This is a genomic window from Pseudomonas wadenswilerensis, assembly GCF_900497695.1.
GTDB lineage: Bacteria > Pseudomonadota > Gammaproteobacteria > Pseudomonadales > Pseudomonadaceae > Aquipseudomonas > Aquipseudomonas wadenswilerensis.
This window is the reverse complement of record NZ_UIDD01000004.1, coordinates 13,556-37,961: the sequence shown is the minus strand read 5'-3', so window position 1 is coordinate 37,961 and position 24,406 is coordinate 13,556. Positions and strand designations below refer to the sequence as shown.

Here is a 24,406-nt window from a genome sequence, read left to right as displayed (position 1 = left end):
TTACTCCCCGTCGAAGTCTTTAGGCGTGAAGCGTTCGGCGCCGTTGCGTACTACTCGCAGGCCAAGTGCGGCAGCCCTGGCCAATGCGTCTGCAAAGCCCAGCTCTAGATTGGTCGTACGCCCGCCCATGCCAGCAATAGCAAACCTGATGGCCTCATATGCTGCGGTCTCATCGTTGGCCGCCAGTTCGGCAATTTCACTGTCGAAAAAGGCGATGCCCTTTTCCCAGTCAGCTGCGACACCAGGGTTGTTGCGCGGCCAGTTGACCATCCGCCCGCAATCGTCCCGGCTTGTGAACGTGAGATCGTCGCGACAAACGATGGGAGCTTTAATCACGGCATTCACAGGTCACCCCCTTGCTCAGCGATCACGCCTTCCAGCATTTCGGCCCAGGCCAAGGCGGTGTGCTGCGCTATCGCGGCGGTGACACGGGCCACGATGACGGGGGTGGCGGGCGAGGCAATGACGGCAAGGGCTAAGCTCAGCAGCACAAGTATGCCTTGCACCTCGCGTAGGTCGTCTTGGGCGTCGTCGGGCATCTGAATAGGGGGATTCATACGGTAGCCCTCCCGTCCATGTCAGCGCACTTGCCTACGACGCCATACGAGGCGCCCAAGTGGCGGTGCTTCCAGCAGAAGTTGGCGCTGAAGATGCGGATCTGCTCAAGGTGGCGGGCAACGTCAGAGGCGATGGTGTTTTCCTCCCGACACAGCAGCGGGTCGAGCAGCGGCAAGAGGATGCGCTCCAGCCTGTCGAACTCTTCGCGGGCAAAGTTCATTGAGCTCATTGCGTGGGCGTCGAGGACCGCTTTAGGTAGCACCTCACCTTCAAGGGTTGCAGCGTTTGGGAAGCAGCTCATTGGACACCCCCGACACAAGCCGCGTTCTTGAAGTGCTTCAGCAGCGCGGCACCTGGGCGCGATTGGTGTTGGCGCTCCACCAGCATGGCTCTGACGTCATCCGATACACGCAAGGCTTCATCCAGACCGTCCAAAGAGCACTGGCAGCGCTCTTGAATGCTGATTGAAGCGTCGGGGAAATCTGAATGCAGCAAGCTGGCTATGGCGGAGGCTGAGCTGCGGCCAATAACTGCTGGAAGACGAAATGGCTCCTGGCCCGGTACGTTGATCACGACTCGGCATTCGATAAAGCCTGGAACGGCACCGGCTGCGCGGAGAGCATGAGTCATCTGGCACCACCTTGCACTTCAAGGGCGCGGGCAATCTCTGCGTGATGGTTGTAGCGTGCGAGGCGGACGGAAAGGGACGAATTTGCACGGAGGGCGCTCAGGGCCATACGGCGGTGAGCAAGGGCGCGGAGGCGGGCAGGAATACTCATTTGGCACCACCCTTCAGCCAAAAGCTGCGATAAACGTCATAGCTTGCATCGTTCAGACCTGGGACGAATCGCGTGGCCAGCGTCTTGCTGACTTCGCTCTCAAGAGTTGCAGTGATACGGCCCAGCTCGTTTGCGGAGGAATAGCGCAGTAACGTCTTCAACAGACGCGAGCAGTAGGCTTTCTGAAGTTCTGGGGGAATTGCGGACGGATTGAGGGCGTGCATGGGTGGAGCTCCTTCTGCTGTCGAGGAGCTGCCACGATCCTTCCTACGGGATTGGGTGGCAGCTGTGCACGGGGTAGGAATACCGGGGCAAAAGGAACCCGGCCAGGCCGAAGCCTGCCCGCACACAGCCGCCATAACACGGAACTGCAGACGAAAAAAAACGCCGGCAGTGGTGATCTGGGCGCTGTTGCGCCTTTTGCTCATCGGGTTCCTACGCCCGGCCGCTGAATTTGCAGCGACGGGCAAACCATACCGAGCATCACGACTGCCTGCAACCGGAAATATCGCCCGTTCATCATAGATCTTGAGCTCCAGCATCATGCCGCCACCTTCTGCACAGGGCCGGCGCTTAGAAAGTAGGTGGCCACGTTCTGGTGCTCGCGGCCGTGGTCGTCCTTCAGCGTGCTGAGGTGGGTGACGATGTTGTGACCCTTGGCCCGCAGCTCGGCGATGCGCGCACCTGGGCGCAGGATATTCAGCAGTGCGATGGCCTGAAAGGTGTTGATCGAACCATACTGGCGCAGGTGCGCGAGAAGACGGATGCGTTGCGCGCTGCCGCTGGTATCATGAACGTGCATATCTTTGAGGCTGGCCTGTTGGTCGGCCTTTCTTTTGTTCATTAGGCGGCCACCTCGCGCAATGCGATACGCTGGCGAACCCAGCCCGTCACCTCAGCAAGAACGAATCCTACGGGCGAGCCCCGCGACTTGCTGTTGCTCAGCGATACAGGTCGGGGAAAGGTAGGGTCATCCTTGAGGCGCTTGTAGACGGTAGCGCGGGCGAGGCCGGTGATGGCCTCGACCTCGGGGAAGCGGATGATGGTATTCGATGGGTCGAACTGGGGAGCGGTAGTACCTGGAATCGGGCTGATGTTGCTCATGTCTGTATCCCGTTGTTGGTAATGACGGGGGACAGATTGACGATCCACGCTATGTGTCAGACAGACCTGACATACTGACATGACACTATGTCAGATTGTTGTGTCAGGCTTTCGGTAGGTCGTCTGGCTTGATTGCTACGGCCAGCTCCGCGAGCTTTCGAGAGTTCTGCCCGGTGCGATCTGCCAGAAAGCTGGCCACTGTTTTTTGGATTCCGTAAGGGGCAGGCTTTGAGCGGTCATGGTCCGCCCAATGAGCTAACGCGGCGTCACGCATTGCCTCTAGCTGCTTGGTTGCGTAGGGAAAAGTGATCCCCTCTGATGCTGGAGAAACTGCCTCGCCTTGTTCGCACGCGCAGATAGAGCTTTTGGCGTGCTCCGTACGCTCGGCCATTCTGGCTTGGTATTCGTCTTCCAGTTCGTCGCGCAGCTCCTTTGCCAGGCTCTCCGCATACTTTCGCGCCATTTGCTCATGCTCCACAGTACTTTTCAGTTCAGCCACTGCGGTGTTACTTGATGCCAATGCGTCTTGGCAGTGGTCGGCCTTCGCCTCCATTCGGTCAAGCCGGTCTGCAAGTTCTTCTGCCAGCTTTTCGGCTTGCTCTGCTCGAAGCCATGCCGCCTCCCGAGAGGATCGGTCTTGTTCAGCTGTTTCGCGCAGCGTTTCCAGCTCCACCCTGTACTTGTCGGTCAGATACCAGGCATTTTCCTTGGCTTCGCAGGCCTTCTTTAGTTGGTCACGCAAGCCCTCTATCTCCGCGGCGGTCGGCTGATCGGTAGCCCCGTTCATCTTGTGCGCCAATGCCTGGATATCGGAAGGTCTGAATATCGGAAACACGTCGATCATTACAATCGAGGCGGCCCATTCAATCTTTTCCCTACAGAAAGCACCTTTGTCATTGGTCCATGTGACTTCGCCCAAAAGAACCAGGCGGCTATCTGTCAGTACCCCAGCATCGACGAGCGCCAGCGGGTTTTTCACTTCTTGAATGCCGCGCCCTGATACATCCTGCCACCATGTCTCCTCGTCAGTTCCGTTGACGGACTGTTTGAGGTCAACGTATACGGGGCATTGCTTCGCAGCACATAGGCTAATCAGATCGTACTGAGTGACGGCAGACTCTGTCAGCCCTTGCAGCCAATCGACGGCCTGACTGATATCCAACCAGTTGAGCAGCGGATAGATCTTTTCCGACATTACGCCCTCCCAGGCGCTCCCTATCTTGAATAGATCGGCTGACCAGACGGATGGGAAGTCCGCTTTTCGCTCCGTCGAGCTAGGCCAGCCGAAAACCGTTGCCTGCTCGAATACTGGCTATCCGAACAGTAATGGAATTCAGTCTATATCTGTCTATGTGCGCAATGGAAGTCCCGCATCAGGCCCTCTTGATCGGCACCACATTCGCATTCTGCTCAGCACGATGCGCGTAATCGTATGGGGTAACGTGCTTCTCGCGGTTCGCATCGAGGTAGTCCGCCCACCACTGAACCATCAGCCGGCGCTCCTCGATGTATTCGGCCTTGTGGATGTAAGCCGCCCGCACGCTGTTGCGTTCTTGGTGGCTCATCTGACGCTCTACCGCGTCCTTGCTCCAAAGTCCCGACTCGACGAGGGCGGAACAGGCCATAGCCCTGAACCCGTGGCCGCACACCTCAGTTTTGGTGTCATAGCCCATGCGGCGAAGCGCCTTGTTCACCGTGTTCTCACTCATGGGTTTCCAGTGGTTGCTGTCGCCGGCGAACACCAGGTCGAAGCGCCCGGTGAGCTGGCGCACCTGCTCAAGCGTAGCCAGGGACTGTCGACTCAGCGGCACCAGGTGGGGCGTGCTCATCTTGGAGCCGCGGTGTGAGTTCTTCACGCCCTCGATCTGCTGGCGCTCGCCAGGGATCTCCCACATCGAGCGACCGGTGTCGATCTCTGGCCAGCGAGCAAACCGCAACTCACTGGACCGGATAAAGACCAGCAGTGTGAGCTGGGTGGCCAGCCGGGTCAGCGGCCGACCAGTGTCGCTGTCGATTCTTTGCAGCAGCTCAGGCAGCCGATCCAGCGCCAGCGCAGGCCGGTGAACGGTCTTACGTGTGGCGGTTGCGCCCTGTAGATCCACCGCTGGGTTGGTGTCGATGTGCCCGTGCTGTACAGCCATACGCATGATTCCGGTCATGTACTGCCGTAACCGGCCAGCAGTATCCAGAACTTCGCGCTTCTCCACCGCCTTGAGCGGCGCCAGCAGATCGCGGGTCTTCAGGCCGGCCACTGGGCGCTGGCCCAAGGCCGGGAGCAGGTAAGTTTCAATCCGCCGCCAAACCGTCGCGGCATGGCCTGGAGACCACTTTTTCGAACAGGCCTCGTGCCAATCCTTGGCCAGCACGCCGAAGGTGTTGGCCCTCGCATTCGCCGCTTCGACCTTACCCTGCCTGGCGCTCTCGATCGGGTCTTTACCATGCGCTAGCAACTCCAGCGCTTCGGCCCGGCGTTCACGGGCGGCTTTGAGCGTCAGCGCGGGATAGTTGCCGAAGGTGGCCAGCCCCTCCCTGCCATCCGGGCGCTTGAACTTCATGCGCCAGATCTTGCTGCCGTTCTTCTTGACCAGCAGGAACAGGCCCTGGCCGTCGAACAGGGTGTAATCCTTGTCCCGAGGCTTGGCGGCCTCGCATTTGGGGTCTGATAGGGGCGTAACGGTGCGTGCCATAGGTATACGTTTTCTCGTCGAACCGGCGTATACCCTAACGTATACCTAAAACAGGTATATGCCTAGAGACAGAACGAGACAGGTAGAAACAAGAAAGCCCGCACTAGGCGGGCTTTTCAGGGGATTCCGTATACAAGGAGAGACGTATCGGAACAGCTGGTTGGTGCCGGAGACAGGAATCGAACCTGCGACCTTCGCGTTACGAGTGCGCTGCTCTACCGACTGAGCTACACCGGCGTGGCGATAACGCTACCACTGCCGGATCGCTTTCGCAAATCACTGTTTATTAACAGCAATTGCGCCGGTTTCAGAGCGCTTTGCAGCCTGCCGGGGCGAGGTCTTCGCTGAGGGTGCTGGTGCAGGCCCAACCGCTTGCGGCGCGGGTCAGGGTGATGGTTTTGTCGGTGGCGATGGCCGGGGCGTCGATCAGGGTGCAGACGATGCTGCCCACGCCGGTGGCCGCGGTGCCGCTGGCGGCAATGGCGCAGTGGGCGGTGCGCTCCTGGCCGCCCAGGGCGGCGACGTTGGCGATGTCTTTGCCTTCGTTCAGGCGCAGGTCGAAGGCGGTTTTGAGCGCAGAAATTTCTACCAGGGCCGCCGTGGCTTTAGTGCGTACCTGGCTGTTGGTGTAAATCGGCAAGGCGATGGTCGCCAGAATGCCGATGATCGCCACCACGATCATCAGTTCGATCAAGGTAATACCGCGTTGCCCTTTCATGGACACTCTCCCTCACAAAATCAGTTCATGCCAGGCCGCAGTGGTGCGGCGCCAGCAGGCGCGCCAGTAGGCCCGAACCGACACCTTTTGTCACCCCGTGACGGTCATTCGGTCGCTCTGGCTCGACTACTCTAGTGGGCGGCGGGCATCACTGCTCGCCGCTCGGGGCCTGGAGCTGTTACCAGGCTTGTGCAAGGCAGCGCAGCAAGGATGTGGCGATGACCGCAAGCAACCGGATGTACAGTTGGCAAGGCACTAACGCCCAAGGCGCCGCCATCAGCGGCCAGAGCGCGGCGCGCAGCCCGGCGTTGATCAGGGCGCAGTTGCGCCAGCGCGGGATTCGCCCGGGGCGCATCGACAGTGTGCGCCCGCCGTTGTGGCAATGGCGCCGGCCACTGGATGGCAAGGCGCTGAGCCAGTTCAGCCGCCAGCTGGCCACCCTGCTCAAGGCGGGGGTGGCGCTGCTGCAAGCGCTGGATGTGGTCGCCCAAAGCAGCGCCAACCCGGCGATGGCCAGCCTGCTGGGGGCGATCAAGGCCGATATCGCCGCCGGCAGCAGCCTGGCCACGGCGCTGCGCCGGCACCCGCACTATTTCGATCGGCTGTACTGCAACCTGGTGGACGCCGGTGAGCAGTCCGGCAGCCTGGAAGTGGTGTTGGCCCAGGTCGCGGCGCTGCAGGAGCAACGCCAGGCCCTGCGCGCGCGGCTTAAAAAGGCCATGACTTATCCACTGCTGGTGCTGCTGGTGGGCTTCGGGGTGTCGGCGCTGTTGCTGCTGGAGGTGGTGCCGCGCTTTCAGTCGTTGTTCGGCGGCTTTGGTGCCGAGCTGCCGGCCTTTACCCAACAGGTGATCGGCTTGTCACAGTGGTTGGGGGCGCACTTCTGGTGGCTGTTGATAACTTTTGGCAGCGCTTGTGGCGCGGGGGTTTGGGGTTATCGACACAAGCCTGCGTTGCGTTTGTGGCTGGTGCGCCTGGCCCTGCGTTTGCCGGTGCTTGACAGCCTGCTCCGGCATGCCGCCCTCGCCCGCTTTGCCCGCACCTTGTCGACGTCGTTCGGCGCCGGGGTACCGTTGGTGGAGGCGCTGGGGACGGTTGCCGGGGCGTGTGGCAATCCGGTGTATGAACAGGCGCTGCACAAGGTGCGCGAGGACCTGGCCAGTGGTCTAGCCTTGAACGTGGCATTGCGCGCCAGCGGCTTGTTCCCGGCGCTGGTGGTGCAGATGTGCGCCATTGGCGAGACAGCCGGCACGCTGGACGATATGCTCGCCAGGATCGCCAGCCACTATGAACAGGCCATCGACCACCTGCTCGACACCCTCACGGCCCTGATTGAGCCGCTGATCGTGCTGATCCTGGGGTTGCTGGTGGGCAGCCTGGTGATCGCCATGTACCTGCCAATCTTCCAGCTGGGCAATGTGATCTGACCATGAACCTGTTGAACTCCCTGGCCAGCCAGCCACTGATGTACCTGAGCATCGCCCTGTTGCTCGGGCTGATCGTCGGCAGCTTTCTCAATGTGCTGGTGCATCGCCTGCCGATCATGCTCGAACGCCAATGGCAGGCCGAGGCCCGCGAGGTACTGGAGCTGCCTAGCGAGGCACAAGCGCCGCGCTTCGATCTGTTGTTGCCGCCGTCGCAGTGCCCGCATTGCGCCCACCGTATTCGCCCCTGGGAAAACATACCGGTCATTAGTTACCTGGCCTTGCGCGGGCGCTGTTCCGGTTGCCAGGCGCGTATCAGCCCGCGCTACCCGCTGGTGGAACTCGCCTGCGGGGCGCTGACCCTGTTTGTCGCCTGGCGCTTCGGCGTCACCGGCACCGCCCTGGCCCTGCTGCTGCTGAGCTGGGGCCTGCTGGCCATGAGCATGATCGACATCGAGCATCAACTGCTGCCCGATGCCCTGGTGTTGCCGCTGTTGTGGCTGGGGTTGATCGTCAATGCCTTCGAAATGTTCGTGCCGCTGGAGGATGCCCTATGGGGCACGGTGGCCGGTTACCTGAGCCTGTGGTCGGTGTTCTGGGTGTTCAAGATGGTTACCGGCAAGGAAGGCATGGGCTACGGCGACTTCAAGTTGCTGGCGATGCTGGGCGCCTGGGGTGGCTGGCAGATCCTGCCACTGACGCTGCTGCTGTCGTCCTTATTGGGGGCGTTGATCGGGCTGATTATGCTGCGCCTGCAGCGCAAGCAGGCCAGCACGCCGATCCCCTTTGGTCCCTATCTGGCCATCGCGGGCTGGATCGCGCTGCTCTGGGGTGGTCAAATAACCACTTCCTATCTGAAATATTCCGGATTCTGATGACCACCGCTGCTTTCACCCCCTGGATTCTCGGCCTTACCGGCGGCATCGGCAGTGGCAAAAGCGCCGCTGCGCAGCGCTTTGTCGAGCTGGGTGTGCACCTGGTCGACGCCGATCAGGCCGCGCGCTGGGTGGTCGAGCCGGGCCGCCCGGCGCTGGCCCGTATCGTCGAGCGTTTCGGCCCGGGGGTGCTGCTCGAAGACGGCCAGCTCAACCGCGCCGCCCTGCGCGAGCTGATCTTTGCCGACCCGCAGCAGCGCCTGTGGCTCGAAGCGCTGCTGCATCCGTTGATCGGCCAGGAGATCTTCAGCTACCTGGCCAAGGCCGAGTCGCCCTATGCGGTGTTCGTTTCGCCGTTGATGGTGGAGTCCGGCCAGTACAAGCGTACCGACCGCCTGCTGGTGATCGATGCACCGCAGGCGCTGCAAGTGCAGCGCACCCTGCTGCGCGACCAGACCAGCGCCGAACAGGTGCAGGCCATCCTCAAGGCCCAGGCCAGCCGCGAAGAACGCCTGCGCCACGCCCATGACGTGCTGGTCAATGACCGCGATCTGGACTGGCTGCGCTCGGAGGTCGACCGCCTGCACCACTTTTACCTGACTTTGCGAGGAGGCCAAGCATGAGCCAACCAACAACCGTAGATTGCCCGACCTGTGGCGCCCCTGTGGAATGGAACGCGGCTAGCCCGTTCCGGCCGTTCTGTTCCGACCGCTGCAAGCTGATCGACCTGGGTGCCTGGGCCTCGGAAGAACACAAGATTCCGGTCGCACCGGATGCCGAAGACGAGCTGTTCTCCGGCGACCTCGACCCGCGCCACTGAGGCGTCAGCGCTCAGGGTCGTCATCCTTCCACGGGGCCTGCAGGTAGCGGGTCCGGTTGAAGGTCTCCAGCCACTCCGGGCAGAACACCACCAGGGCGCTGACCACCATGCCGTTGATGAAGGCTTCGGGGAAGATGATCAGCCACAGGTAGCCGATAAAGTCCTCGATCCACTCCGGCATGACGAAACGCCCGTCCATCCACAGCAAACCCAGCCCACCGAGCAGGCACAACAGTGCCGACAGCGCCGCGGCAAAGAACCCCGAACAGAAGATATAAACGAACAGGTTGCGCGGCTGCGCCCGCTCCACCAGCATCGCGCACACTTCGGTAACCAGCACCGGCAGGCCGATCAGCAGCAGGCCATTGACCCCCATCGCCGCCAGGTCCTGGCGCCCCAGCGCCAGCAGGCCGAGCTGCGCCAGCAAGCCCCCGACAATCGCCAGTGGCCAGTCCAGCAGCAAGGTCACGGCGGTCATGCCGATGAAGTGATACGACACCCCGGTGTCGAAGTCACGCCGCACCAGCCACAGGGCAAACAAGGCGAACACCGTGCCGAACAGCAAATGCTGGCGACGGCTGTCGGCGAACAGTTCGAGCCAGCGGGTACGCGCCACCGCCCAGATCAGCACAGGCACATAGGCGACCCAGGCGATGGTCAGGGTCTGGCTGGAAAGCACGGCGGCACTGATCACGGCAAATAACCCTTGTTCGAGTGAGGCAATAGGCGTGGGGGCAGTCTACACCTCGGGGCGGGCTTGATCAGCCTCGGTGGTTGAGGAAAATGCAGGCGTGGCGCGGCGCCGCGCACCTGACGCAACCAGCAGCACAATGGCTGGGACTATCACCATGCTGGCGCCGAGCATGGCGCCCCGCAGGCCGATCACCTCAAGCGCCCCACCGCCGATGATCACCCCCAGGCCGATTGCGCCATTGAGCACTGCCGTATGCAGGGCCGTGGCCGGAACGGTATGGGCGCCGGCGATGCGCAACACCCAGGTCTGCAGACCGGTGAACAGCGCCGAGATGGCAACGCCCCAGACCATCAGCAAGGTCGCCACGGCCAGCAGATTCAACTCGGGCCCGAGCAGGCCCAGGGTCAGCAGCGCCCCTGCCATGGCGATCAGGGCCAGGAGGATGAAGAGCTTGAGGTAGCGGTCGATGAAGATCGCGCTCAACAGATTGCCGATAAAGCCTGCGGCACCGAAGGCAAAAAGCAGTGCTGCGATCAGCACCGGCGTGATGTCACGCACCTGACTGATAAAGGGCTCGACAAAGGTATAGGCGGCAAAATGTGCGGCCGCCGTCAGCGCGGTTATGGCGAAGGTGATCAGTAGGTCCCGGCGCCTTAGCACCGCCGCATAACCCGTGCCTGGTGCTGCGGCAACCAGGCCAAGATCAGGGACGACCAGGGCGATTGCCCCGGCACTGGCGACACAGAGCAACGCCAGGCAAGCAAAGGCGGTTCGCCAGCCGTCGTACTGGCCTACCAGGTTGACCAGTGGCACGCCCATGACCGTGGCGAGGGTGATGCCGCCGAGCACGATCGAGGTGGCCAGGCCCATCTGCCGGGCGGGCGCGATCAGGGCGGCGGTGGCGGCCACGGTGGCCCAGAACACGCCATGGGCCAACGCCCCCACTGCCCTGGCCCCCAGCAGTGCAGAAAACTCCGGGGCGATTGCCGAGAGCGCATTCGATGCCGCCAGTATCAACATCAGGGCGATCATCAGCGGCTTGCGGCCAATCCAGCGGCTCAGGCTGTTGGCGAGCAAGCCGCTCAGCGCGCCGATCCAGGCATACAAGGTCACGCTGAGCCCGACCGTGGCGGGCTCCTGCGCCAGGTCGGCGGAGATCTGTGACAACAAACCGATCGGGGCAAACTCGGAGGTCACCATCGCAAAGGAGGCGATGCACAGCACCGTCACCGCGCTCCATATCCGCCAGACTGACACAGCCATACGCACGTCCGTCCCTGTAATGAGCTGAACTACACCTCGGGATTGGCCTGATCAGCCTCGGCGGGTGCTTTCGGTGCCTCGAACAGGCGGAACACGGCGCCTTCCACCAGCCAGTCCGGTGGTTGGCAACTGGGGTTGCGCTGCTGCCCGATGACGCTGATGGTGGTCGCCGACACCTGCACATCGGCCCAGGCGCCGTAGCAGCCGAACTCGTTCAGGGTCAGGCGCACGCGGTAGTCGCCGGGCACGACGCTGAGCACCTTGGGGTTGAACTCGGCGTAGCTGCGCACGATTTCATCTTCGGCGCCGCGATGGTCAATGAGTTTGACGCTGTAGGGCGCTGAATCGCCCTCCTTGAGCACTACATAGCGGCCATCCGGGGTGTCGTAAGGCACGGTAGGCGTCCAGAACAAAAAGCCCACGCCATATACCAACAGGCCGCACAGCACCGTACCGGAGCCAAATACACCGCCCATCTTTACTACGCTCATGTTTCTTCCCTGATATTCGAGCCCACAACGGGTGCGCAGTCTAGGCGCTAGCTTACCGGCGCAGCAATGGCTTGCAGACATTTCCTGCAAAGCTCAATTGAACGCTAAGCTTGTGCCCATGGACGACTCAGACTACTTGCGCCTGCTCACCATTCAGGCCGAACAAGCCAATGCGTTTCTATCCAATGCCCGTAAATGGGAACGTGAGCGTTGGGTCTGCCAGCGCCTGCTGCAAGGCCTGAATATTCCCTACCGCAGCGAAGACTTTGCCGCCGCCGGGCAAGAGCCGCCTGACGTGCTGTTTCGCGATGCCGCCTTCGAGGTGTTCTTTGTGCTGGATGAAGGCCGGCGCCTGAACGACGAATGGCGCGAAGAACTGCAGCGCCGGCGCAGTGCCTTTTCATTGAGCCAGCTGGTGCGCCGCGAAGCCCGGCCACGGCGGATCAGCGCCCAGGAATTGCTGCAGCGCCTGGCGCCGACTCTGCGTAAAAAATCGCACAACTATCAGGAGCGCGGCCTCGACCTGAGCGAACTGGACATCATTGCCTTCGCCAGCCTCAAGCGCGAAGTGCTCGACCTCAACAGCCACTTTCCGCCGCCCACCGAATACCTGCGCCAGGGCTGGCGCTCGTTGTCACTGGTGGGCCCGACCTTTGCCCGGGTGCTGTTTGCCCACCCGGATGCGCCGGATTTCCTGCGCGGCAACCTGGGGCGCAGCATCGTTTTTGATGTCGGCATAAGCCTCTGAGCTGGCCCCCTGCCAACGCCCGATGGCATAAATTCTGCGCCGGTGATACAAAGCGCAATCATTCGTTATAAAGACAGCCAAGTGACTGAAAGATGGGCGACCTTCGAGCTACTACAGTGAACACTGTAGCTTTCCCACAGTCACATGCGTCTATCTGACGAGGCCCTCATGACCAGCCGCCTGAATCCCGAAGACCAGCGTCGCGTCGATGAATACCTGCGAGCCCCCCAGCACCAAGTCGAGCGCAAGCCGTTCCGGCCCTGGCTGCTCCTTCTGCTGGTGGTGGTCGTGACCGTTGCACTCGGCTTGTTGAGCCGCCTCTTGAGTCATCTGGTGCTATGAGCTGCCTTGCGCTCGCCCACAACGCCCGCCCCGTGCGGCCTACCACTCAAGACCCGAATTCCGTAAACCTTATGAGATATCTCCATGACTCACCGTATTGTGATTGTCGGCGGCGGCGCCGGCGGCCTGGAACTGGCGACCCGCCTGGGTAAGACCCTGGGCAAAAAAGGTAGCGCCAGCATCACCCTGGTCGACGCCAACCTGACGCACATCTGGAAGCCGCTGCTGCATGAAGTGGCGGCAGGCTCGCTCAACTCTTCCGAAGACGAACTGAACTACGTGGCCCAGGCCAAGTGGAATCACTTCCAGTTCCAGCTCGGGCGCATGAGTGGCCTGGACCGCGAAACCAAGCAGATCCAGCTGGCCGCCACCCTCGATGAGGACGGCCGCGAACTGCTGCCTGCGCGGACCTTGGGTTACGACACCCTGGTGATCGCGGTGGGTAGCAACACCAACGATTTCGGCACCCTGGGCGCGGCGCAGCATTGCCTGTTCCTCGACACCCGCAAGCAGGCCGAGCGTTTCCACCAGCAGTTGCTCAATCATTACCTGCGCGCCCACGCCGGCGATCAGGCCAATGAGCAAATCAGCGTGGCTATCGTCGGTGCCGGTGCCACCGGTGTCGAGCTTGCGGCCGAGCTGCATCACGCAGCCCATGAGCTGGCGGCTTACGGCCTGGATCGTATCCAGCCCAAAGACATGCACATCACCCTGATCGAAGCCGGCCCGCGGGTGCTGCCAGCACTGCCGGAGCGCATCAGCGTGCCGGTGCACAAGACCCTGGAAAAACTCGGGGTGACGGTGATGACCAACGCGGCGGTCAGTGAAGTGACTGCCGATGAGTTGCGTACCAGCAATGGTGACGTGATTCAGGCCAGTCTGAAGGTCTGGGCGGCGGGTATTCGTGCCCCGGGTTTCCTCAAGGATATCGACGGCCTGGAAACCAACCGGATCAACCAGCTGGTGGTGCGTCCTACCCTGCAGACCACCCTGGACGACAACATTTTCGCCTTCGGCGACTGCGCCGCCTGCCCGCAACCGGGCAGCGACCGCAACGTGCCGCCACGGGCGCAGGCTGCGCACCAGCAGGCGTCGTTGCTGGCCAAGGGCTTGAAGGCTCGCCTGGAAGGCAAGCCGTTGCCGACGTATGCGTACCGGGATTATGGCTCGCTGGTGTCGCTGTCGCGCTTTTCGGCGGTGGGTAACCTGATGGGTAACCTGACCGGTAGCGTGATGCTGGAGGGCTGGTTGGCGCGGATGTTCTATGTGTCGCTGTACCGCATGCACCAGATGGCGCTGTACGGGACCTTCCGCACGCTGATGCTGATGCTGGGTAGCCGGATCGGGCGCGGGACTGAGCCGCGGCTGAAGCTGCACTGAGTTTCAAGTTGTAGTGGCAGTGCCGGCCTCATCGCCGGCAAGGCCGGCTCCCACAGGATTCTGTGTTTACCTCCAAAAGCAGGCCTGACATTAATCCCTGTGGAAGCTGCAAGCGCTACTTGAGCACCCGATAGGTACTCTGCACAAACCCGCTTTCAAAGGTGGTGCTGCGCATATGCTGCAGCGTCACGTCCTTCGCCAGGGCCCCGAACAGCGGGATGCCACTGCCCAGCAACACCGGTATGCGGGTGATGGTCAGTTCATCCAGTCGCCCTTCGCGCAAAAAGCTCTGAATCACCTGCCCGCCATCGAGGTACAGGCTCTTGGCGCCGGTGTCGCGCAGGTACTCGACCAGGTCGGCGAGCGGCCCGGGATGCACCTCAACACCTTTGCCGAGTTCTGGCGGTACATCAGCCACGCCCAGGGTGGTGCTCAACACCACCACACGCTTGTGCGGATACGGCCACTCGCCAAAGGTCAGGACCTTCTCGAAGGTGTTGCGGCCCATGACCAGGGTGTCGACAGTGGCCATGTACGCCGCGTAACCGTGGTCGTCACTGGAGCTGGTGGCGACCATCAGCCAGTCCAGTTCGCCGCTTTCACGGGCGATGAAGCCATCAAGGCTGGTGGCGATGTAGACGGAAGTTTTCAGGGGCATGGCGCGGCGTCCTTGCAGGAAATAGCCGGATAGTATCAGGCAGGCCGCAGAAACGAAAAAAGGGCACCTTTTGCAAGGTGCCCTTCTTTCTGAAGATGGTCGGGGTAAGGGGATTCGAACTCCTGACATCCTGCTCCCAAAGCAGGCGCGCTACCGGACTGCGCTATACCCCGGTAAAAAAAAGGCACCGATTAAGGCGCCTTTTTTATGGCTGGCTGCTAATGGCAAACCAACCTTTTAAGATTTGAACCCAGCGTACCGGCTTCAAAAATGGTGGGTCGTGTAGGATTCGAACCTACGACCAATTGGTTAAAAGCCAACTGCTCTACCAACTGAGCTAACGACCCAAAAATGGTCGGGGTAAGGGGATTCGAACTCCTGACATCCTGCTCCCAAAGCAGGCGCGCTACCGGACTGCGCTATACCCCGGCTTGAAATTTGGCTCCGCGACCAGGACTCGAACCTGGGACCCAATGATTAACAGTCATTTGCTCTACCGACTGAGCTATCGCGGAACTATCAATTTCAATTACAACAGTGCTGCAATTTCGAGTGCTGTATCACTACCGCTTCGAACTCTTCGACCTTGTGCATCGCTGCGTTCATGTCTCTGAGGCGCGCTATTCTACAACCTTCAAAACCCTTGTCAACCCCTAATTTGCATTCAACTTACTGATTTGCAACTTTTTTTCAGATTCCCAATTTTGCCGGGAAACTGCGGGGTGACATACAGCGGGGCGCACTTTACAAGCACTCGAGAAAAAATGCAAAGAAAAAAGGCCTCGAAATTCGAGGCCTTAGCGTAACCCGCCGAAAACTCAGGCGAAGACGATCTCTTCGCCCTCTACCTTCGCCGTAATGGCGCTGCCTGGCAGGAACTGGCCCGACAGGATCAGCTGCGCCAACGGGTTCTCGATCCAGCGCTGGATCGCCCGTTTCAGCGGCCGTGCGCCATAGACCGGGTCGTAACCGACGGCGATCAGTTTATCCAGCGCCTCGGGGCTGAGCTCCAGGCTCAGGTCGCGTTCGGCCAGACGGCTGCGCAAGCGGCCGAGCTGGATCTGGGTGATGCCGGCAATCTGCTCGCGACCCAGCGGTTCGAACACCACCACTTCGTCGATCCGGTTGATGAACTCCGGACGGAAGTGCGAACCCACGGCGTCCATTACCGCCGCACGCTGTGCTTCACGATCGCCCACCAGTTCCTGGATCTGCGAGGAGCCCAGGTTGGAGGTCATGACAATCACGGTATTGCGGAAATCCACCGTCCGCCCGTGGCTGTCGGTCAGGCGACCGTCTTCAAGCACCTGCAGCAACACGTTGAACACATCCGGGTGAGCCTTCTCGACCTCGTCGAGCAGCACTACGGCATAAGGTTTGCGCCGCACGGCTTCGGTCAGGTAGCCACCCTCTTCGTATCCCACATAGCCTGGTGGTGCACCGATCAGGCGAGCCACGGAATGTTTCTCCATGAACTCGGACATATCGATACGCACCATGGCCTCTTCAGTATCGAAGAGGAATTCGGCCAACGCCTTGCACAGCTCGGTTTTACCGACACCGGTCGGGCCGAGGAACAGGAACGAGCCGCTTGGGCGGTTCGGGTCCGACAGGCCGGCACGCGAACGACGCACAGCGTTGGACACCGCGACGACCGCTTCTTCCTGGCCGATCACCCGCTCGTGCAGCAGGCTTTCCATCTTCAGCAGTTTTTCCCGCTCGCCTTCGAGCATCTTCGACACCGGGATGCCGGTCCACTTGGAGACGACTTCGGCAATCTCTTCTTCGGTGACCTTGTTACGCAGCAGCTGGTTTTCTGCCTTGCCGTGCTGGTCGACCATCTGCAGGCTGCGCTCCAGGTCCGGGATCACCCCGTACTGCAGCTCGGCCATGCGGCTGAGGTCGCCCTTGCGGCGGGCAGCTTCAAGCTCCTGACGCGACTGTTCGATCTTCTGCTGGATCTGCGCCGAGCCCTGCACTTCGGCTTTTTCCGAGGTCCAGATCTCTTCCAGGTCAGCGTACTCGCGCTCCAGCCGGACGATCTCTTCGGTGAGTTTCTCCAGACGCTTGAGCGCGGCTTCGTCGTCTTCTTTCTTCAGCGCCTGGGATTCAACCTTCAGCTGAATCAGGCGGCGCTCCAGGCGGTCGAGCACTTCCGGCTTGGAGTCGATCTCCATGCGGATGCGGCTGGCCGCTTCGTCGATCAGGTCGATGGCCTTGTCCGGCAGTTGCCGATCGGTGATGTAGCGGTGGCTGAGCTTGGCCGCGGCGATGATCGCGCCGTCGGTGATCGCTACCTTGTGGTGCACCTCGTAACGTTCTTTGAGGCCACGCAGGATGGCGATGGTGTCTTCTTCGCTCGGCTCTTCTACCAGTACTTTCTGGAAACGCCGCTCAAGCGCCGCATCCTTTTCAATGTACTGGCGGTACTCGTTCAGCGTGGTGGCGCCAACGCAGTGCAGCTCGCCACGGGCCAGGGCCGGCTTGAGCATGTTGCCGGCATCCATCGAGCCTTCGCCTTTACCGGCGCCGACCATGGTGTGCAGTTCATCGATGAACAGGATGATCTGCCCTTCCTGCTTGGACAACTCGTTGAGCAGGCCTTTGAGGCGCTCTTCGAACTCGCCGCGGAACTTGGCACCGGCGATCAGTGCGCCCATGTCCAGCGACAGCAGGCGCTTGCCTTTGAGGCCATCCGGCACTTCGCCATTGATGATGCGCTGGGCCAGGCCTTCGGCGATGGCGGTTTTACCCACGCCAGGCTCACCGATCAGCACCGGGTTGTTCTTGGTACGGCGTTGCAACACCTGGATGGTGCGGCGAATTTCGTCGTCACGGCCGATCACCGGGTCAAGCTTGCCGTCTTCGGCGCGCTTGGTCAGGTCGACGGTGTATTTGTCCAGGGCCTGGCGCGATTCTTCGGCGTTGGGGTCATTGACCGCCTCGCCGCCACGCAGGTTGCTGATGGCGTTTTCCAGGGCTTTTTTGGTCACGCCCTGGCCGAGCAGCAACTTGCCGAGCTTGCTGTTCTCGTCCATGGCCGCCAGCAGCACAAGCTCGCTGGAGATGAACTGGTCGCCCTTCTGCTGGGCCAGGCGGTCAGCCTGGTTGAGCAGGCGCGCCAGGTCCTGGGACATGTTGACGTCGCCGGTGGGGTTCTGGATTTTCGGCAGTTGGTCGAGCTCTTTGCTCAACGCCTTGCGCAGGCTGTTGACGTCAAAGCCGACCTGCATCAGCAGCGGCTTGATCGAACCGCCCTGCTGATCGATCAGGGCCTGCACCAGGTGCGCAGGCTCGATGGCCGGATGGTCCATGCCCACGGCCAGGGATTGGGAATCGGATAACGCTAATTGCAGCTTGCTGGTCAAACGGTCTATTCGCATGGGTTACCTTCCTTTATGGGCAGGTCGGAGCGATGGACACACCTGATGAAGAAAAACCTGCCTGAGATACCACTGTAGATGAGGGTGATTCTGGAGGTTTCAAGCTTGACGGGCTTGATCCAGGTCAGCGCGGTGCCAGCCAGACCAGGGAAGCGAAGCGGCCACCCTGCGGGGTGCGCCGATAAGAATAGAAGCGCGGGTCGCTGACGGTGCACAAGCCACCACCATAGACTGCATCGACGCCGCGTGCTGCCAGGCGCAGGCGGGCCAGTTCGTAGATATCGGCCATCAGCTTGCCGGGCTGGGCACCGGGCACGAAGGCCTGGGCCGTTTCCGGATGAACGGTCGTGAACGCGTCGCGTACTTCCAGGCCGACTTCGAAGGCTTGCGGGCCAATGGCCGGGCCGAGCCACACCAGCACCTCTTCCGGCGGCAGCCCCAGGCGATCGAGGGTGGCTTCGAGCACACCGTTGGCCAGCCCGCGCCAGCCGGCGTGGGCGGCGGCTACCCGGGTGCCGGCGCGGTCGCAGAACAGCACCGGTAAACAGTCGGCGGTCATCACCGTGCAGGCAATGCCCGGGGTCGCGCTGTAGCTGGCATCGGCTTCGGCGATAACACTGGGGTCGGCATCGGCCACCACCACGCCATGCACCTGCTTGAGCCAGGCCGGCTGGATGCCGAACTCGGCGGTCAGGCGCCGGCGGTTCTCGGCCACCGCGGCTGGCGCATCGCCAACATGGTCACCGAGGTTGAAGCTTTCATAGGGCGGCAGGCTGACCCCGCCGCTGCGCGTGGTGACGCAGGCGCGAACCGCGGCTGGCGCAGGCCAGTCGGGGATCAACAACGCTTGCGTCAGCTCGCTCATCCGACGAACGCCTCGCGGTCCTGCTTGAGCAGCGACAGCAGCCAGACGAAGTCGTCCGGCAGCGCCGATTCCCAGCCCATGCGCTCGCCGGTCACCGGGTGATCCAGCTCCAGGAAGCGTGCATGCAAGGCCTGGCGCGGGAAGGTCTTGAGCGCGTCGACCATGGTCAGGCTGGCCGCTGGCGGAATACGGAAACGCCCGCCATAGACCGGATCGCCGACCAACGGGAAGTTGACGTGAGCCATGTGCACGCGGATCTGGTGGGTACGCCCGGTCTCGAGCTTGACCCGCACGTGGGTGTGCGAGCGGAAGCGCTCCAGTACGCGGTAGTGGCTGACCGCCGGCTTGCCGCCTTCGGTCACCGCCATGCGCTGGCGCTGCCCGCCATGGCGCCCAATCGGCGCGTTGATCTTGCCGCCGGCCGTTACCACGCCGATCACGATGCATTCATAGATGCGGCTGACGCTGCGGCTTTGCAACTGGGCGACCAGCTGGGTCTGCGCCTGGATGGTCTTGGCCACCACCATCAGACCGGTGGTGTCCTTGTCCAGGCGGTGGACGATACCGGCGCGCGGCACATTGATGATGTCCGGCACATGGTGCAGCAGGGCATTGAGCAGGGTGCCATCGGCGTGGCCCGCAGCCGGGTGGACCACAAGCCCGGCAGGCTTGTTGATCACCAGGATGTGGTCGTCTTCGTAGACGATATCCAGCTCGATGTCCTGGGCCACCCACTCGCCCTGGGCTTCCTGCTCGGCATCGAGCGCCAGCAGCGCACCGCCGTGGACGATATCGCGTGGACGCAGGACAGCGCCATCGACCGTCAGGCGCCCCTCCTTGATCCAGGTGGACAGGCGCGAGCGCGAGTGCTCAGCGAACAATTGGGCGGCGACTTGGTCGAGGCGTTGCCCGCCCAATTCGGACGGCACCTCTGCGCGAAGTTGAATGATCTCGGACATGCTCGAATCAGCGGGCGGCACAGCCTTTGGTTTCGACTGCGCGCTTGTGGTTAAATACGACGTCTTTTGCCCCGAGGGTTGCATCGGGGTGCTCATCATAACAGGACGGCCACGCCCAAGACAGCGGCCGTCATAGGGACGCAAGCCGCCATGCAAGTGAAACACCTGCTGCTGATCGCCATCCTCGGACTGACCGCTGCTTGTTCTTCGAAGGAAGTCGTCGACGAAAACCTGAGCGAAGCCGAGCTGTACCAGCAGGCGCAGGCCGACCTGGACAACCACAGCTATACCAGCGCCACAAGCAAGCTGAAGGCTCTGGAATCGCGCTATCCGTTCGGCCGCTACGCCGACCAGGCCCAGCTCGAGCTGATCTACGCGAACTACAAGAACGCCGAGCCAGAGGCTGCCAAGTCTGCTGCCGAGCGTTTCATTCGCTTGCATCCGCAGCATCCGAACGTCGACTACGCCTACTACCTCAAGGGTCTGACCTCTTTCGACCAGGACCGCGGCCTGCTGGCGCGCTTCCTGCCGCTGGACATGACCAAGCGTGACCCGGGTGCTGCCCGCGACTCGTACAACGAGTTCGCCCAGCTGACCAGCCGCTTCCCCAACAGCCGCTATTCGCCAGACGCCAAGCAGCGCATGATCTACCTGCGCAACCTGCTGGCCTCCTACGAAATCCACGTGGCCGACTACTACCTGACCCGTCAGGCCTATGTCGCTGCCGCCAACCGTGGCCGCTACGTGGTCGAGAACTTCCAGGAAACCCCATCGGTCGGCGACGGCCTGGCGGTGATGACCGAAGCCTACATGCGCCTGCACCTGGACGAACTGGCCGCTACCAGCCTGGAAACCCTCAAGCTCAACTACCCGGATCACCCGAGCCTGGTCGATGGCCAGTTCGTGCCGCAGCAGAACGAGGCCGACAACCGCTCGTGGCTGTCCAAGGCCACCCTGGGCCTGATCGATACCGCCACGCCGCTGCCGCCGGGCGAAACCCGCGCCAACCAGGACGTGATCAAGCAGTACCAGGACGCCAAAGATGCGATCCCGCAAGAGCTGCAGCCTAAAGATGCCAACGGTGACGTCATCGAAGAAGAGAACCACGAAGCGGAAGGCAACAACGAAGACCGCTCCTGGTTCAGCTACATGACCTTCGGTGTGTTCGACTGAGCCATCGTGTAAAAGATAAAGGGAGGCCAAGGCCTCCCTTTTTTCATGCCTGAGCCCTAGACTGAAGGCTCTTCACTGATAAAGCTGGACACCATGGTTCGCCTACTTTTCTGGATTGCCCTGATTGCTGCCGCATTCTGGCTGTGGCGCAAGTTCAAGGCCAGCAATGCTGCTGGGCAAAGCAACAGCCTCGAAGACCCGCTGAAGATGGTCCGCTGCGCCCATTGCGGCGTGCATTTGCCCAGTGACCGGGCGTTGCATCGCGGGGCGCAGTGGTATTGCAGCCAGGCGCACCTGGAGCAGGGGCCCGGGGCGCAGCGCTGATTGCGCGGCGCGGCCATCGCTGGCAAGCCAGCTCCCACAGATACGGCAGGGGTCTGAAGATATCTGCTTTCCTGTGGGAGCTGGCTTGCCAGCGATGAGGCCCTAGAGAGCAGCCAAGCGCCCAGCCGGCGCATACGGCGCCGGGTCAATGATCGGCTCACGACCCAGCAACAAATCCGCAAACAACTGGCAGGACGCCGGCGCCAGCACCAGGCCATTGCGGTAATGCCCGCAGTTCAGCCACAGCCCGGCATAGCCCGGCACCTCGCCGATGTACGGAATGCCCTCCGGCGAACCCGGCCGCAACCCTGCCCAATGGGCTACCGGGGTGGCATCGGCCAGCGCCGGCAGCAACTCCACCGCCGACGCCTTCAGGCTTTCCAGCGCCTCCCCGGTCGGGGTCTTGTCGTAACCGGCATGCTCCAGGGTGCTGCCCACCAGAATATGCCCGTCACGCCGCGGGATCGCATAGCGCCCCTTGGCCAGCACCATGCTCGGCAGGAAGTCTTCGGCGCACTTGTACAGAATCATCTGCCCTTTCACCGGCTCGACCGGCAGCTCCAGGCCCAATGGCCGCAGCAAGTCGCCGCTCCAGGCGCCAGCCGTCAGCACCACGCGATCGGCCTGGATCGCTCCGTTCGCAGTTTCGACACCGGTGACGCGCTCGCCCTCACGGCTAAAGCCGGTGATTTCGCAGTGCTCGCGAATGCTCACGTTCGGCAGCGCCAGCAAGGCGGCCTTGAGTGATTTGACCAGACGCGGGTTACGTACGTTGGCAACCCCGGCCATATAGATGGCGCGACGGAAACCGCCGCCAAGCACCGGCACCGCGTCATAGGCCGCAGAGATATCCACAGCGCTCAACGGCCGCCCTTCGCGCTCGGCCCAGGCCAGGGCTTCGGCTTCGTCGTCCAGGTCCAGCCAGTACAGGCCGGTGGTGTGCACTTGCGGGTCAACCCCGGTGCTGGCGAACAGGCGTTCGCCCAGCTGTGGATAAAAATCCTGCGACCAGTGCGCCAGGGCCGTTACCGCCGCGCTATAGCGCCACGGGTACAGCGGCGAGACGATGCCGCCACCGGCCCAGGAAGACTCCTGGCCGAGCGCGCCACGATCACACAGCACCACCTGCTCGACGTCGGCCGCCAGGTTGAACGCTGTCAGCAGGCCGATCACCCCGCCGCCGACAATCACTACTTGCTTGGTCATGTATTGATCCAACTTCTGAAGTAAACCTCAGCCACCCCAACAGCCACGACCGGCCTCGACGGCGCCGGGATTGCTGCGCACACCGGCCTGGTCGAGCTCGAAATCGGCGCAGCGGTCACTGGTCATCAAGCCACCCGGAATACGCCGGGCGGTAAGGATGAATGACGTCGAATGACGAACGGCTTGTAGCCGGTAGTGCTCGGTCCCGGGCGCCAATGGGGTGACCAGGGCTTCGCTGTCGGCATACTGGCCGGTGCGTGAATAGTGACGCTCCAGTATCTGTGCGCTCTCGAACAGCAACCCGGCGATTTCCGTGCGTGCGGCCTTGCGGACCTGTTCGCTGTAGCTGGGGTAGGCAATGCCCGCCAGAATGCCGACCACGGCGACGACAAGCAACAGTTCAATCAGGCTCAAACCTTTCTGCAGGTTGGACATAAATCGAACTCCTAGTGAATCTGCCGCCAGAGGATGCGCCTGGGCTGATGGGCGCCCTCTTCTACAGCCTGTGCATAAACGCTTTCCAGCACGCTGCGGCCTGCCCCGCCATGGCTGACTGCGGTGATCCGGTACAGAGTGGCGGCCAGATTGGCAGGCAAGTGCGCGGCGTGGGTGCTCTGGCCAAGGTTCTGCACCAGGTAGAAGCCGCTGGCGCCGCGTTGCCAGTTCAGGCCGGACGTTGGCCCCTCGCCGCGGTATACACCTGCGGCCCTCACCCGCCCGGCTTCAGGGGGTGGCAAACAGTACGTGCATGGCTGCGCGCCAGACACGTCCGATTCCCCCAGCAGCAAGGTCTGCTCCGCATGCTCGAAGCTTTGCAGGACCGCCAGCAGGTTGCCAGCCATGCGCTCCTGCAGGGTGGCACTGACCATGGCCGAGATGCCGAGCAACCCCAACAGCCCCAGCAACACCAGGCTGATCAGCAGGATCACGCCGCGCTGGCTGCCGGGCCTAGCCATTGCGCAGCGCTACCGTCAGTTGATACTGCTGCGGCCTGACCCGTGACTGCGGGTCAATCAAGGTCAGGCTCAGGCGTAGCCCGGCGATGCCGTTGGGGTTTCGCCTGACGATGTCGACGCGCAGTTCGCCGAGGTTGTCGATCAGCGGCGCATAGCTGGCGCCGCTACCGAGCATCAGGCTTGCGCCATCAACGCGATAGGTCTGGCGCCGTATCGGTATCGCGTACTGGCCGGCAGGCGCAGCCTGCCCCTCGGGATAGACCCTGGCCTGGGCAATGCAGTCGGTGACCAACGTCCAGTTCGGCCGTCCACCTGCACCAGCCACTTCGGCGCTGATCAGACTCAGTTGCTGCAGTTGCCCATCCGCTGCCCGGGTTATTTCCAGCGGTTGGGCAAACGCCTGGGCCGACGACGGATGCACATGGTGGATTGCATCCGCGCGCAGGCAGCCGAACATGCCGCTCATGCGAATGTCCTGGGCCATGCGCTGCAACGTCAGGCGCGCGTCTTCCTGCAACTGGGCCGCGACGCCTTGAGCCTGCCAGTTCTGACTGGCCGCCAGGAACAAGCGGCTGGCAGCGAGTATCAGCAATAACCCGAGGCTGAGGGCCAGCAACACCTCGACCAGGCCGACGCCGCCTTGCCGGCTCATCGGCTTGGCCCTTGCAGCGCGCCGTTGATCCGCGCCTGTTCGAGCACGCCATGCTGCAGATACGCCGCCTGGGTACTCTGCAAGGCACTGTCGGTAGCCTGCAACGCCCGCACTTGCGCAGCCGCAGCAGCAAACAGACCCAGCCCCAGCACCAGCATGGCCAGCAGCACCTCGATCAGGCTCATTCCTTGTTGCCGTCCGCCATCCATGGCGCCTTCCCCCCTGCGACTTTTCCACAGCCCTTTGCCAACCCGGCCGACTGGACGTTCCTGTCCGCCGGCCTGACTCTATAGAAGCACTTCCAGGGAGGAATGCACGGTGAAGCAACAGGGCGTAACACTGATACA

31 protein-coding genes and 5 tRNA genes are annotated in these 24,406 nt (G+C 62.2%); 9 read left to right on the top strand and 27 right to left on the bottom strand.

Features of this window, described 5'->3' with window-relative positions; translation table 11 throughout:
* The 11 genes from CCOS864_RS04980 to CCOS864_RS04930 all read right to left on the bottom strand — a co-directional run bounded on the left by CCOS864_RS04980 (position 1) and on the right by CCOS864_RS04930 (position 5,846).
* Positions 1-345: a hypothetical protein gene (locus CCOS864_RS04980; RefSeq protein WP_115085309.1), complete on the bottom strand. Its 345-nt coding sequence runs from the start codon at positions 343-345 to the stop codon at positions 1-3.
* Positions 342-557, bottom strand: a complete 216-nt coding sequence (locus tag CCOS864_RS04975) for a hypothetical protein (protein ID WP_115085308.1) — start codon at positions 555-557, stop codon at positions 342-344. Before CCOS864_RS04975 ends, CCOS864_RS04980 begins: the two co-directional genes overlap by 4 nt.
* Positions 554-778 carry a hypothetical protein gene (locus CCOS864_RS04970; RefSeq protein WP_244211878.1) on the bottom strand — a complete coding sequence of 75 codons (225 nt, stop codon included), beginning with the start codon at positions 776-778 and terminating at the stop codon, positions 554-556. The genes CCOS864_RS04975 and CCOS864_RS04970 overlap by 4 nt, the downstream gene beginning before the upstream one ends.
* Before the next feature lie 77 nt (positions 779-855).
* The gene (locus tag CCOS864_RS04965; protein WP_115085306.1) at positions 856-1,188 is read right to left on the bottom strand and encodes a hypothetical protein; all 333 of its coding nucleotides are present in this window, start codon (positions 1,186-1,188) and stop codon (positions 856-858) included.
* A gap of 145 nt (positions 1,189-1,333) precedes the next feature.
* Positions 1,334-1,561, bottom strand: coding sequence for a hypothetical protein (locus CCOS864_RS28365; protein WP_115085305.1), 228 nt, complete (start codon positions 1,559-1,561; stop codon positions 1,334-1,336).
* Between the two features lie 317 nt (positions 1,562-1,878).
* Positions 1,879-2,181, bottom strand: a complete 303-nt coding sequence (locus CCOS864_RS04955) for a helix-turn-helix domain-containing protein (RefSeq protein WP_115085304.1) — start codon at positions 2,179-2,181, stop codon at positions 1,879-1,881.
* Entirely contained in the window at positions 2,181-2,441 is a 261-nt protein-coding gene (locus CCOS864_RS04950; RefSeq protein ID WP_115085303.1) for a helix-turn-helix transcriptional regulator, read from the bottom strand. The genes CCOS864_RS04955 and CCOS864_RS04950 overlap by 1 nt, the downstream gene beginning before the upstream one ends.
* Before the next feature lie 103 nt (positions 2,442-2,544).
* Positions 2,545-3,636, bottom strand: coding sequence for a hypothetical protein (locus tag CCOS864_RS04945; RefSeq protein ID WP_115085302.1), 1,092 nt, complete (start codon positions 3,634-3,636; stop codon positions 2,545-2,547).
* 178 nt (positions 3,637-3,814) lie between these two features.
* The gene (locus CCOS864_RS04940) at positions 3,815-5,128 is read right to left on the bottom strand and encodes a tyrosine-type recombinase/integrase (RefSeq protein ID WP_115085301.1); all 1,314 of its coding nucleotides are present in this window, start codon (positions 5,126-5,128) and stop codon (positions 3,815-3,817) included.
* A 161-nt stretch (positions 5,129-5,289) separates the two neighbouring features.
* Positions 5,290-5,365: transfer RNA gene (locus CCOS864_RS04935), tRNA-Thr, on the bottom strand.
* A 70-nt stretch (positions 5,366-5,435) separates the two neighbouring features.
* Entirely contained in the window at positions 5,436-5,846 is a 411-nt protein-coding gene (locus tag CCOS864_RS04930; protein ID WP_115085300.1) for a pilin, read from the bottom strand.
* Positions 5,847-6,064: 218 nt separating this feature from the next.
* Between CCOS864_RS04930 and CCOS864_RS04925 the strand changes: the two genes are divergently transcribed.
* The 4 genes from CCOS864_RS04925 to yacG are packed head-to-tail and all read left to right on the top strand — an operon-like array spanning position 6,065 to position 8,965.
* Entirely contained in the window at positions 6,065-7,273 is a 1,209-nt protein-coding gene (locus tag CCOS864_RS04925; RefSeq protein ID WP_115085299.1) for a type II secretion system F family protein, read from the top strand.
* 2 nt (positions 7,274-7,275) lie between these two features.
* Complete coding sequence (locus CCOS864_RS04920; protein WP_115085298.1) at positions 7,276-8,145, top strand: prepilin peptidase; 870 nt, start codon at positions 7,276-7,278, stop codon at positions 8,143-8,145.
* Positions 8,145-8,768: a dephospho-CoA kinase gene (coaE, locus tag CCOS864_RS04915; RefSeq protein ID WP_115085297.1), complete on the top strand. Its 624-nt coding sequence runs from the start codon at positions 8,145-8,147 to the stop codon at positions 8,766-8,768. The genes CCOS864_RS04920 and coaE overlap by 1 nt, the downstream gene beginning before the upstream one ends.
* Positions 8,765-8,965: a DNA gyrase inhibitor YacG gene (yacG, locus tag CCOS864_RS04910; protein WP_115085296.1), complete on the top strand. Its 201-nt coding sequence runs from the start codon at positions 8,765-8,767 to the stop codon at positions 8,963-8,965. The genes coaE and yacG overlap by 4 nt, the downstream gene beginning before the upstream one ends.
* 4 nt (positions 8,966-8,969) lie before the next feature.
* Here the strand turns inward: yacG and CCOS864_RS04905 are convergent, their stop codons facing one another.
* The 3 genes from CCOS864_RS04905 to CCOS864_RS04895 are packed head-to-tail and all read right to left on the bottom strand — an operon-like array spanning position 8,970 to position 11,413.
* Complete coding sequence (locus CCOS864_RS04905; protein WP_115085295.1) at positions 8,970-9,659, bottom strand: energy-coupling factor ABC transporter permease; 690 nt, start codon at positions 9,657-9,659, stop codon at positions 8,970-8,972.
* Positions 9,660-9,704: 45 nt separating this feature from the next.
* Positions 9,705-10,922: an MFS transporter gene (locus CCOS864_RS04900; RefSeq protein WP_115085294.1), complete on the bottom strand. Its 1,218-nt coding sequence runs from the start codon at positions 10,920-10,922 to the stop codon at positions 9,705-9,707.
* A 29-nt stretch (positions 10,923-10,951) separates the two neighbouring features.
* On the bottom strand, positions 10,952-11,413 hold the full coding sequence (locus CCOS864_RS04895) for a hypothetical protein (RefSeq protein ID WP_148708516.1): 462 nt from the start codon (positions 11,411-11,413) through the stop codon (positions 10,952-10,954).
* Positions 11,414-11,531: 118 nt separating this feature from the next.
* Here CCOS864_RS04895 and CCOS864_RS04890 point away from each other — a divergent pair, with 118 nt between their 5' ends.
* The 3 genes from CCOS864_RS04890 (at position 11,532) to CCOS864_RS04880 (ending at position 13,883) form a co-directional block, all read left to right on the top strand.
* A complete protein-coding gene (locus tag CCOS864_RS04890; protein ID WP_010220617.1) occupies positions 11,532-12,161 on the top strand; it encodes a DUF1780 domain-containing protein in 630 nt (209 codons plus the stop codon).
* 168 nt (positions 12,162-12,329) lie between these two features.
* Positions 12,330-12,503, top strand: coding sequence for a DUF3094 family protein (locus CCOS864_RS04885; RefSeq protein ID WP_081492759.1), 174 nt, complete (start codon positions 12,330-12,332; stop codon positions 12,501-12,503).
* 84 nt (positions 12,504-12,587) lie between these two features.
* Positions 12,588-13,883, top strand: a complete 1,296-nt coding sequence (locus CCOS864_RS04880) for an NAD(P)/FAD-dependent oxidoreductase (RefSeq protein ID WP_010220616.1) — start codon at positions 12,588-12,590, stop codon at positions 13,881-13,883.
* Positions 13,884-13,998: 115 nt separating this feature from the next.
* Here the strand turns inward: CCOS864_RS04880 and CCOS864_RS04875 are convergent, their stop codons facing one another.
* The 8 genes from CCOS864_RS04875 to rluD all read right to left on the bottom strand — a co-directional run bounded on the left by CCOS864_RS04875 (position 13,999) and on the right by rluD (position 19,748).
* The gene (locus CCOS864_RS04875) at positions 13,999-14,541 is read right to left on the bottom strand and encodes a dihydrofolate reductase family protein (protein WP_115085292.1); all 543 of its coding nucleotides are present in this window, start codon (positions 14,539-14,541) and stop codon (positions 13,999-14,001) included.
* A 96-nt stretch (positions 14,542-14,637) separates the two neighbouring features.
* Positions 14,638-14,714 (bottom strand) — tRNA-Pro (locus tag CCOS864_RS04870).
* A 98-nt stretch (positions 14,715-14,812) separates the two neighbouring features.
* Positions 14,813-14,888 (bottom strand) — tRNA-Lys (locus CCOS864_RS04865).
* 5 nt (positions 14,889-14,893) lie between these two features.
* Positions 14,894-14,970 (bottom strand) — tRNA-Pro (locus CCOS864_RS04860).
* Between the two features lie 10 nt (positions 14,971-14,980).
* Positions 14,981-15,056: transfer RNA gene (locus CCOS864_RS04855), tRNA-Asn, on the bottom strand.
* A 303-nt stretch (positions 15,057-15,359) separates the two neighbouring features.
* The gene (clpB, locus tag CCOS864_RS04850; protein ID WP_115085291.1) at positions 15,360-17,924 is read right to left on the bottom strand and encodes an ATP-dependent chaperone ClpB; all 2,565 of its coding nucleotides are present in this window, start codon (positions 17,922-17,924) and stop codon (positions 15,360-15,362) included.
* 124 nt (positions 17,925-18,048) lie between these two features.
* Positions 18,049-18,789 carry a peptidoglycan editing factor PgeF gene (gene pgeF, locus CCOS864_RS04845; RefSeq protein ID WP_115085290.1) on the bottom strand — a complete coding sequence of 247 codons (741 nt, stop codon included), beginning with the start codon at positions 18,787-18,789 and terminating at the stop codon, positions 18,049-18,051.
* Positions 18,786-19,748, bottom strand: coding sequence for a 23S rRNA pseudouridine(1911/1915/1917) synthase RluD (gene rluD, locus CCOS864_RS04840; RefSeq protein ID WP_038998723.1), 963 nt, complete (start codon positions 19,746-19,748; stop codon positions 18,786-18,788). Before rluD ends, pgeF begins: the two co-directional genes overlap by 4 nt.
* Before the next feature lie 150 nt (positions 19,749-19,898).
* Here rluD and CCOS864_RS04835 point away from each other — a divergent pair, with 150 nt between their 5' ends.
* The gene (locus CCOS864_RS04835; protein WP_115085289.1) at positions 19,899-20,921 is read left to right on the top strand and encodes an outer membrane protein assembly factor BamD; all 1,023 of its coding nucleotides are present in this window, start codon (positions 19,899-19,901) and stop codon (positions 20,919-20,921) included.
* A 93-nt stretch (positions 20,922-21,014) separates the two neighbouring features.
* A complete protein-coding gene (locus CCOS864_RS04830; protein WP_115085288.1) occupies positions 21,015-21,245 on the top strand; it encodes a PP0621 family protein in 231 nt (76 codons plus the stop codon).
* A 102-nt stretch (positions 21,246-21,347) separates the two neighbouring features.
* On the opposite strand, the gene thiO is transcribed toward CCOS864_RS04830, so the two are convergent.
* Genes thiO through CCOS864_RS04805 form a run of 5 tightly spaced genes read right to left on the bottom strand, consistent with a single transcriptional unit; the run spans position 21,348 to position 24,268 of the window.
* Positions 21,348-22,451 carry a glycine oxidase ThiO gene (gene thiO, locus CCOS864_RS04825; protein ID WP_115085287.1) on the bottom strand — a complete coding sequence of 368 codons (1,104 nt, stop codon included), beginning with the start codon at positions 22,449-22,451 and terminating at the stop codon, positions 21,348-21,350.
* Between the two features lie 27 nt (positions 22,452-22,478).
* A complete protein-coding gene (locus CCOS864_RS04820) occupies positions 22,479-22,877 on the bottom strand; it encodes a type IV pilin protein (protein WP_115085689.1) in 399 nt (132 codons plus the stop codon).
* Between the two features lie 20 nt (positions 22,878-22,897).
* Complete coding sequence (locus tag CCOS864_RS04815) at positions 22,898-23,407, bottom strand: pilus assembly PilX family protein (protein ID WP_115085286.1); 510 nt, start codon at positions 23,405-23,407, stop codon at positions 22,898-22,900.
* Entirely contained in the window at positions 23,400-24,059 is a 660-nt protein-coding gene (locus CCOS864_RS04810) for a PilW family protein (protein ID WP_115085285.1), read from the bottom strand. Before CCOS864_RS04810 ends, CCOS864_RS04815 begins: the two co-directional genes overlap by 8 nt.
* Positions 24,056-24,268 (bottom strand): type IV pilus modification PilV family protein, encoded by a 213-nt coding sequence (locus CCOS864_RS04805; RefSeq protein ID WP_244211877.1) that lies wholly within the window; start codon positions 24,266-24,268, stop codon positions 24,056-24,058. Before CCOS864_RS04805 ends, CCOS864_RS04810 begins: the two co-directional genes overlap by 4 nt.
* Between the last annotated feature and the right edge of the window lie 138 nt (positions 24,269-24,406).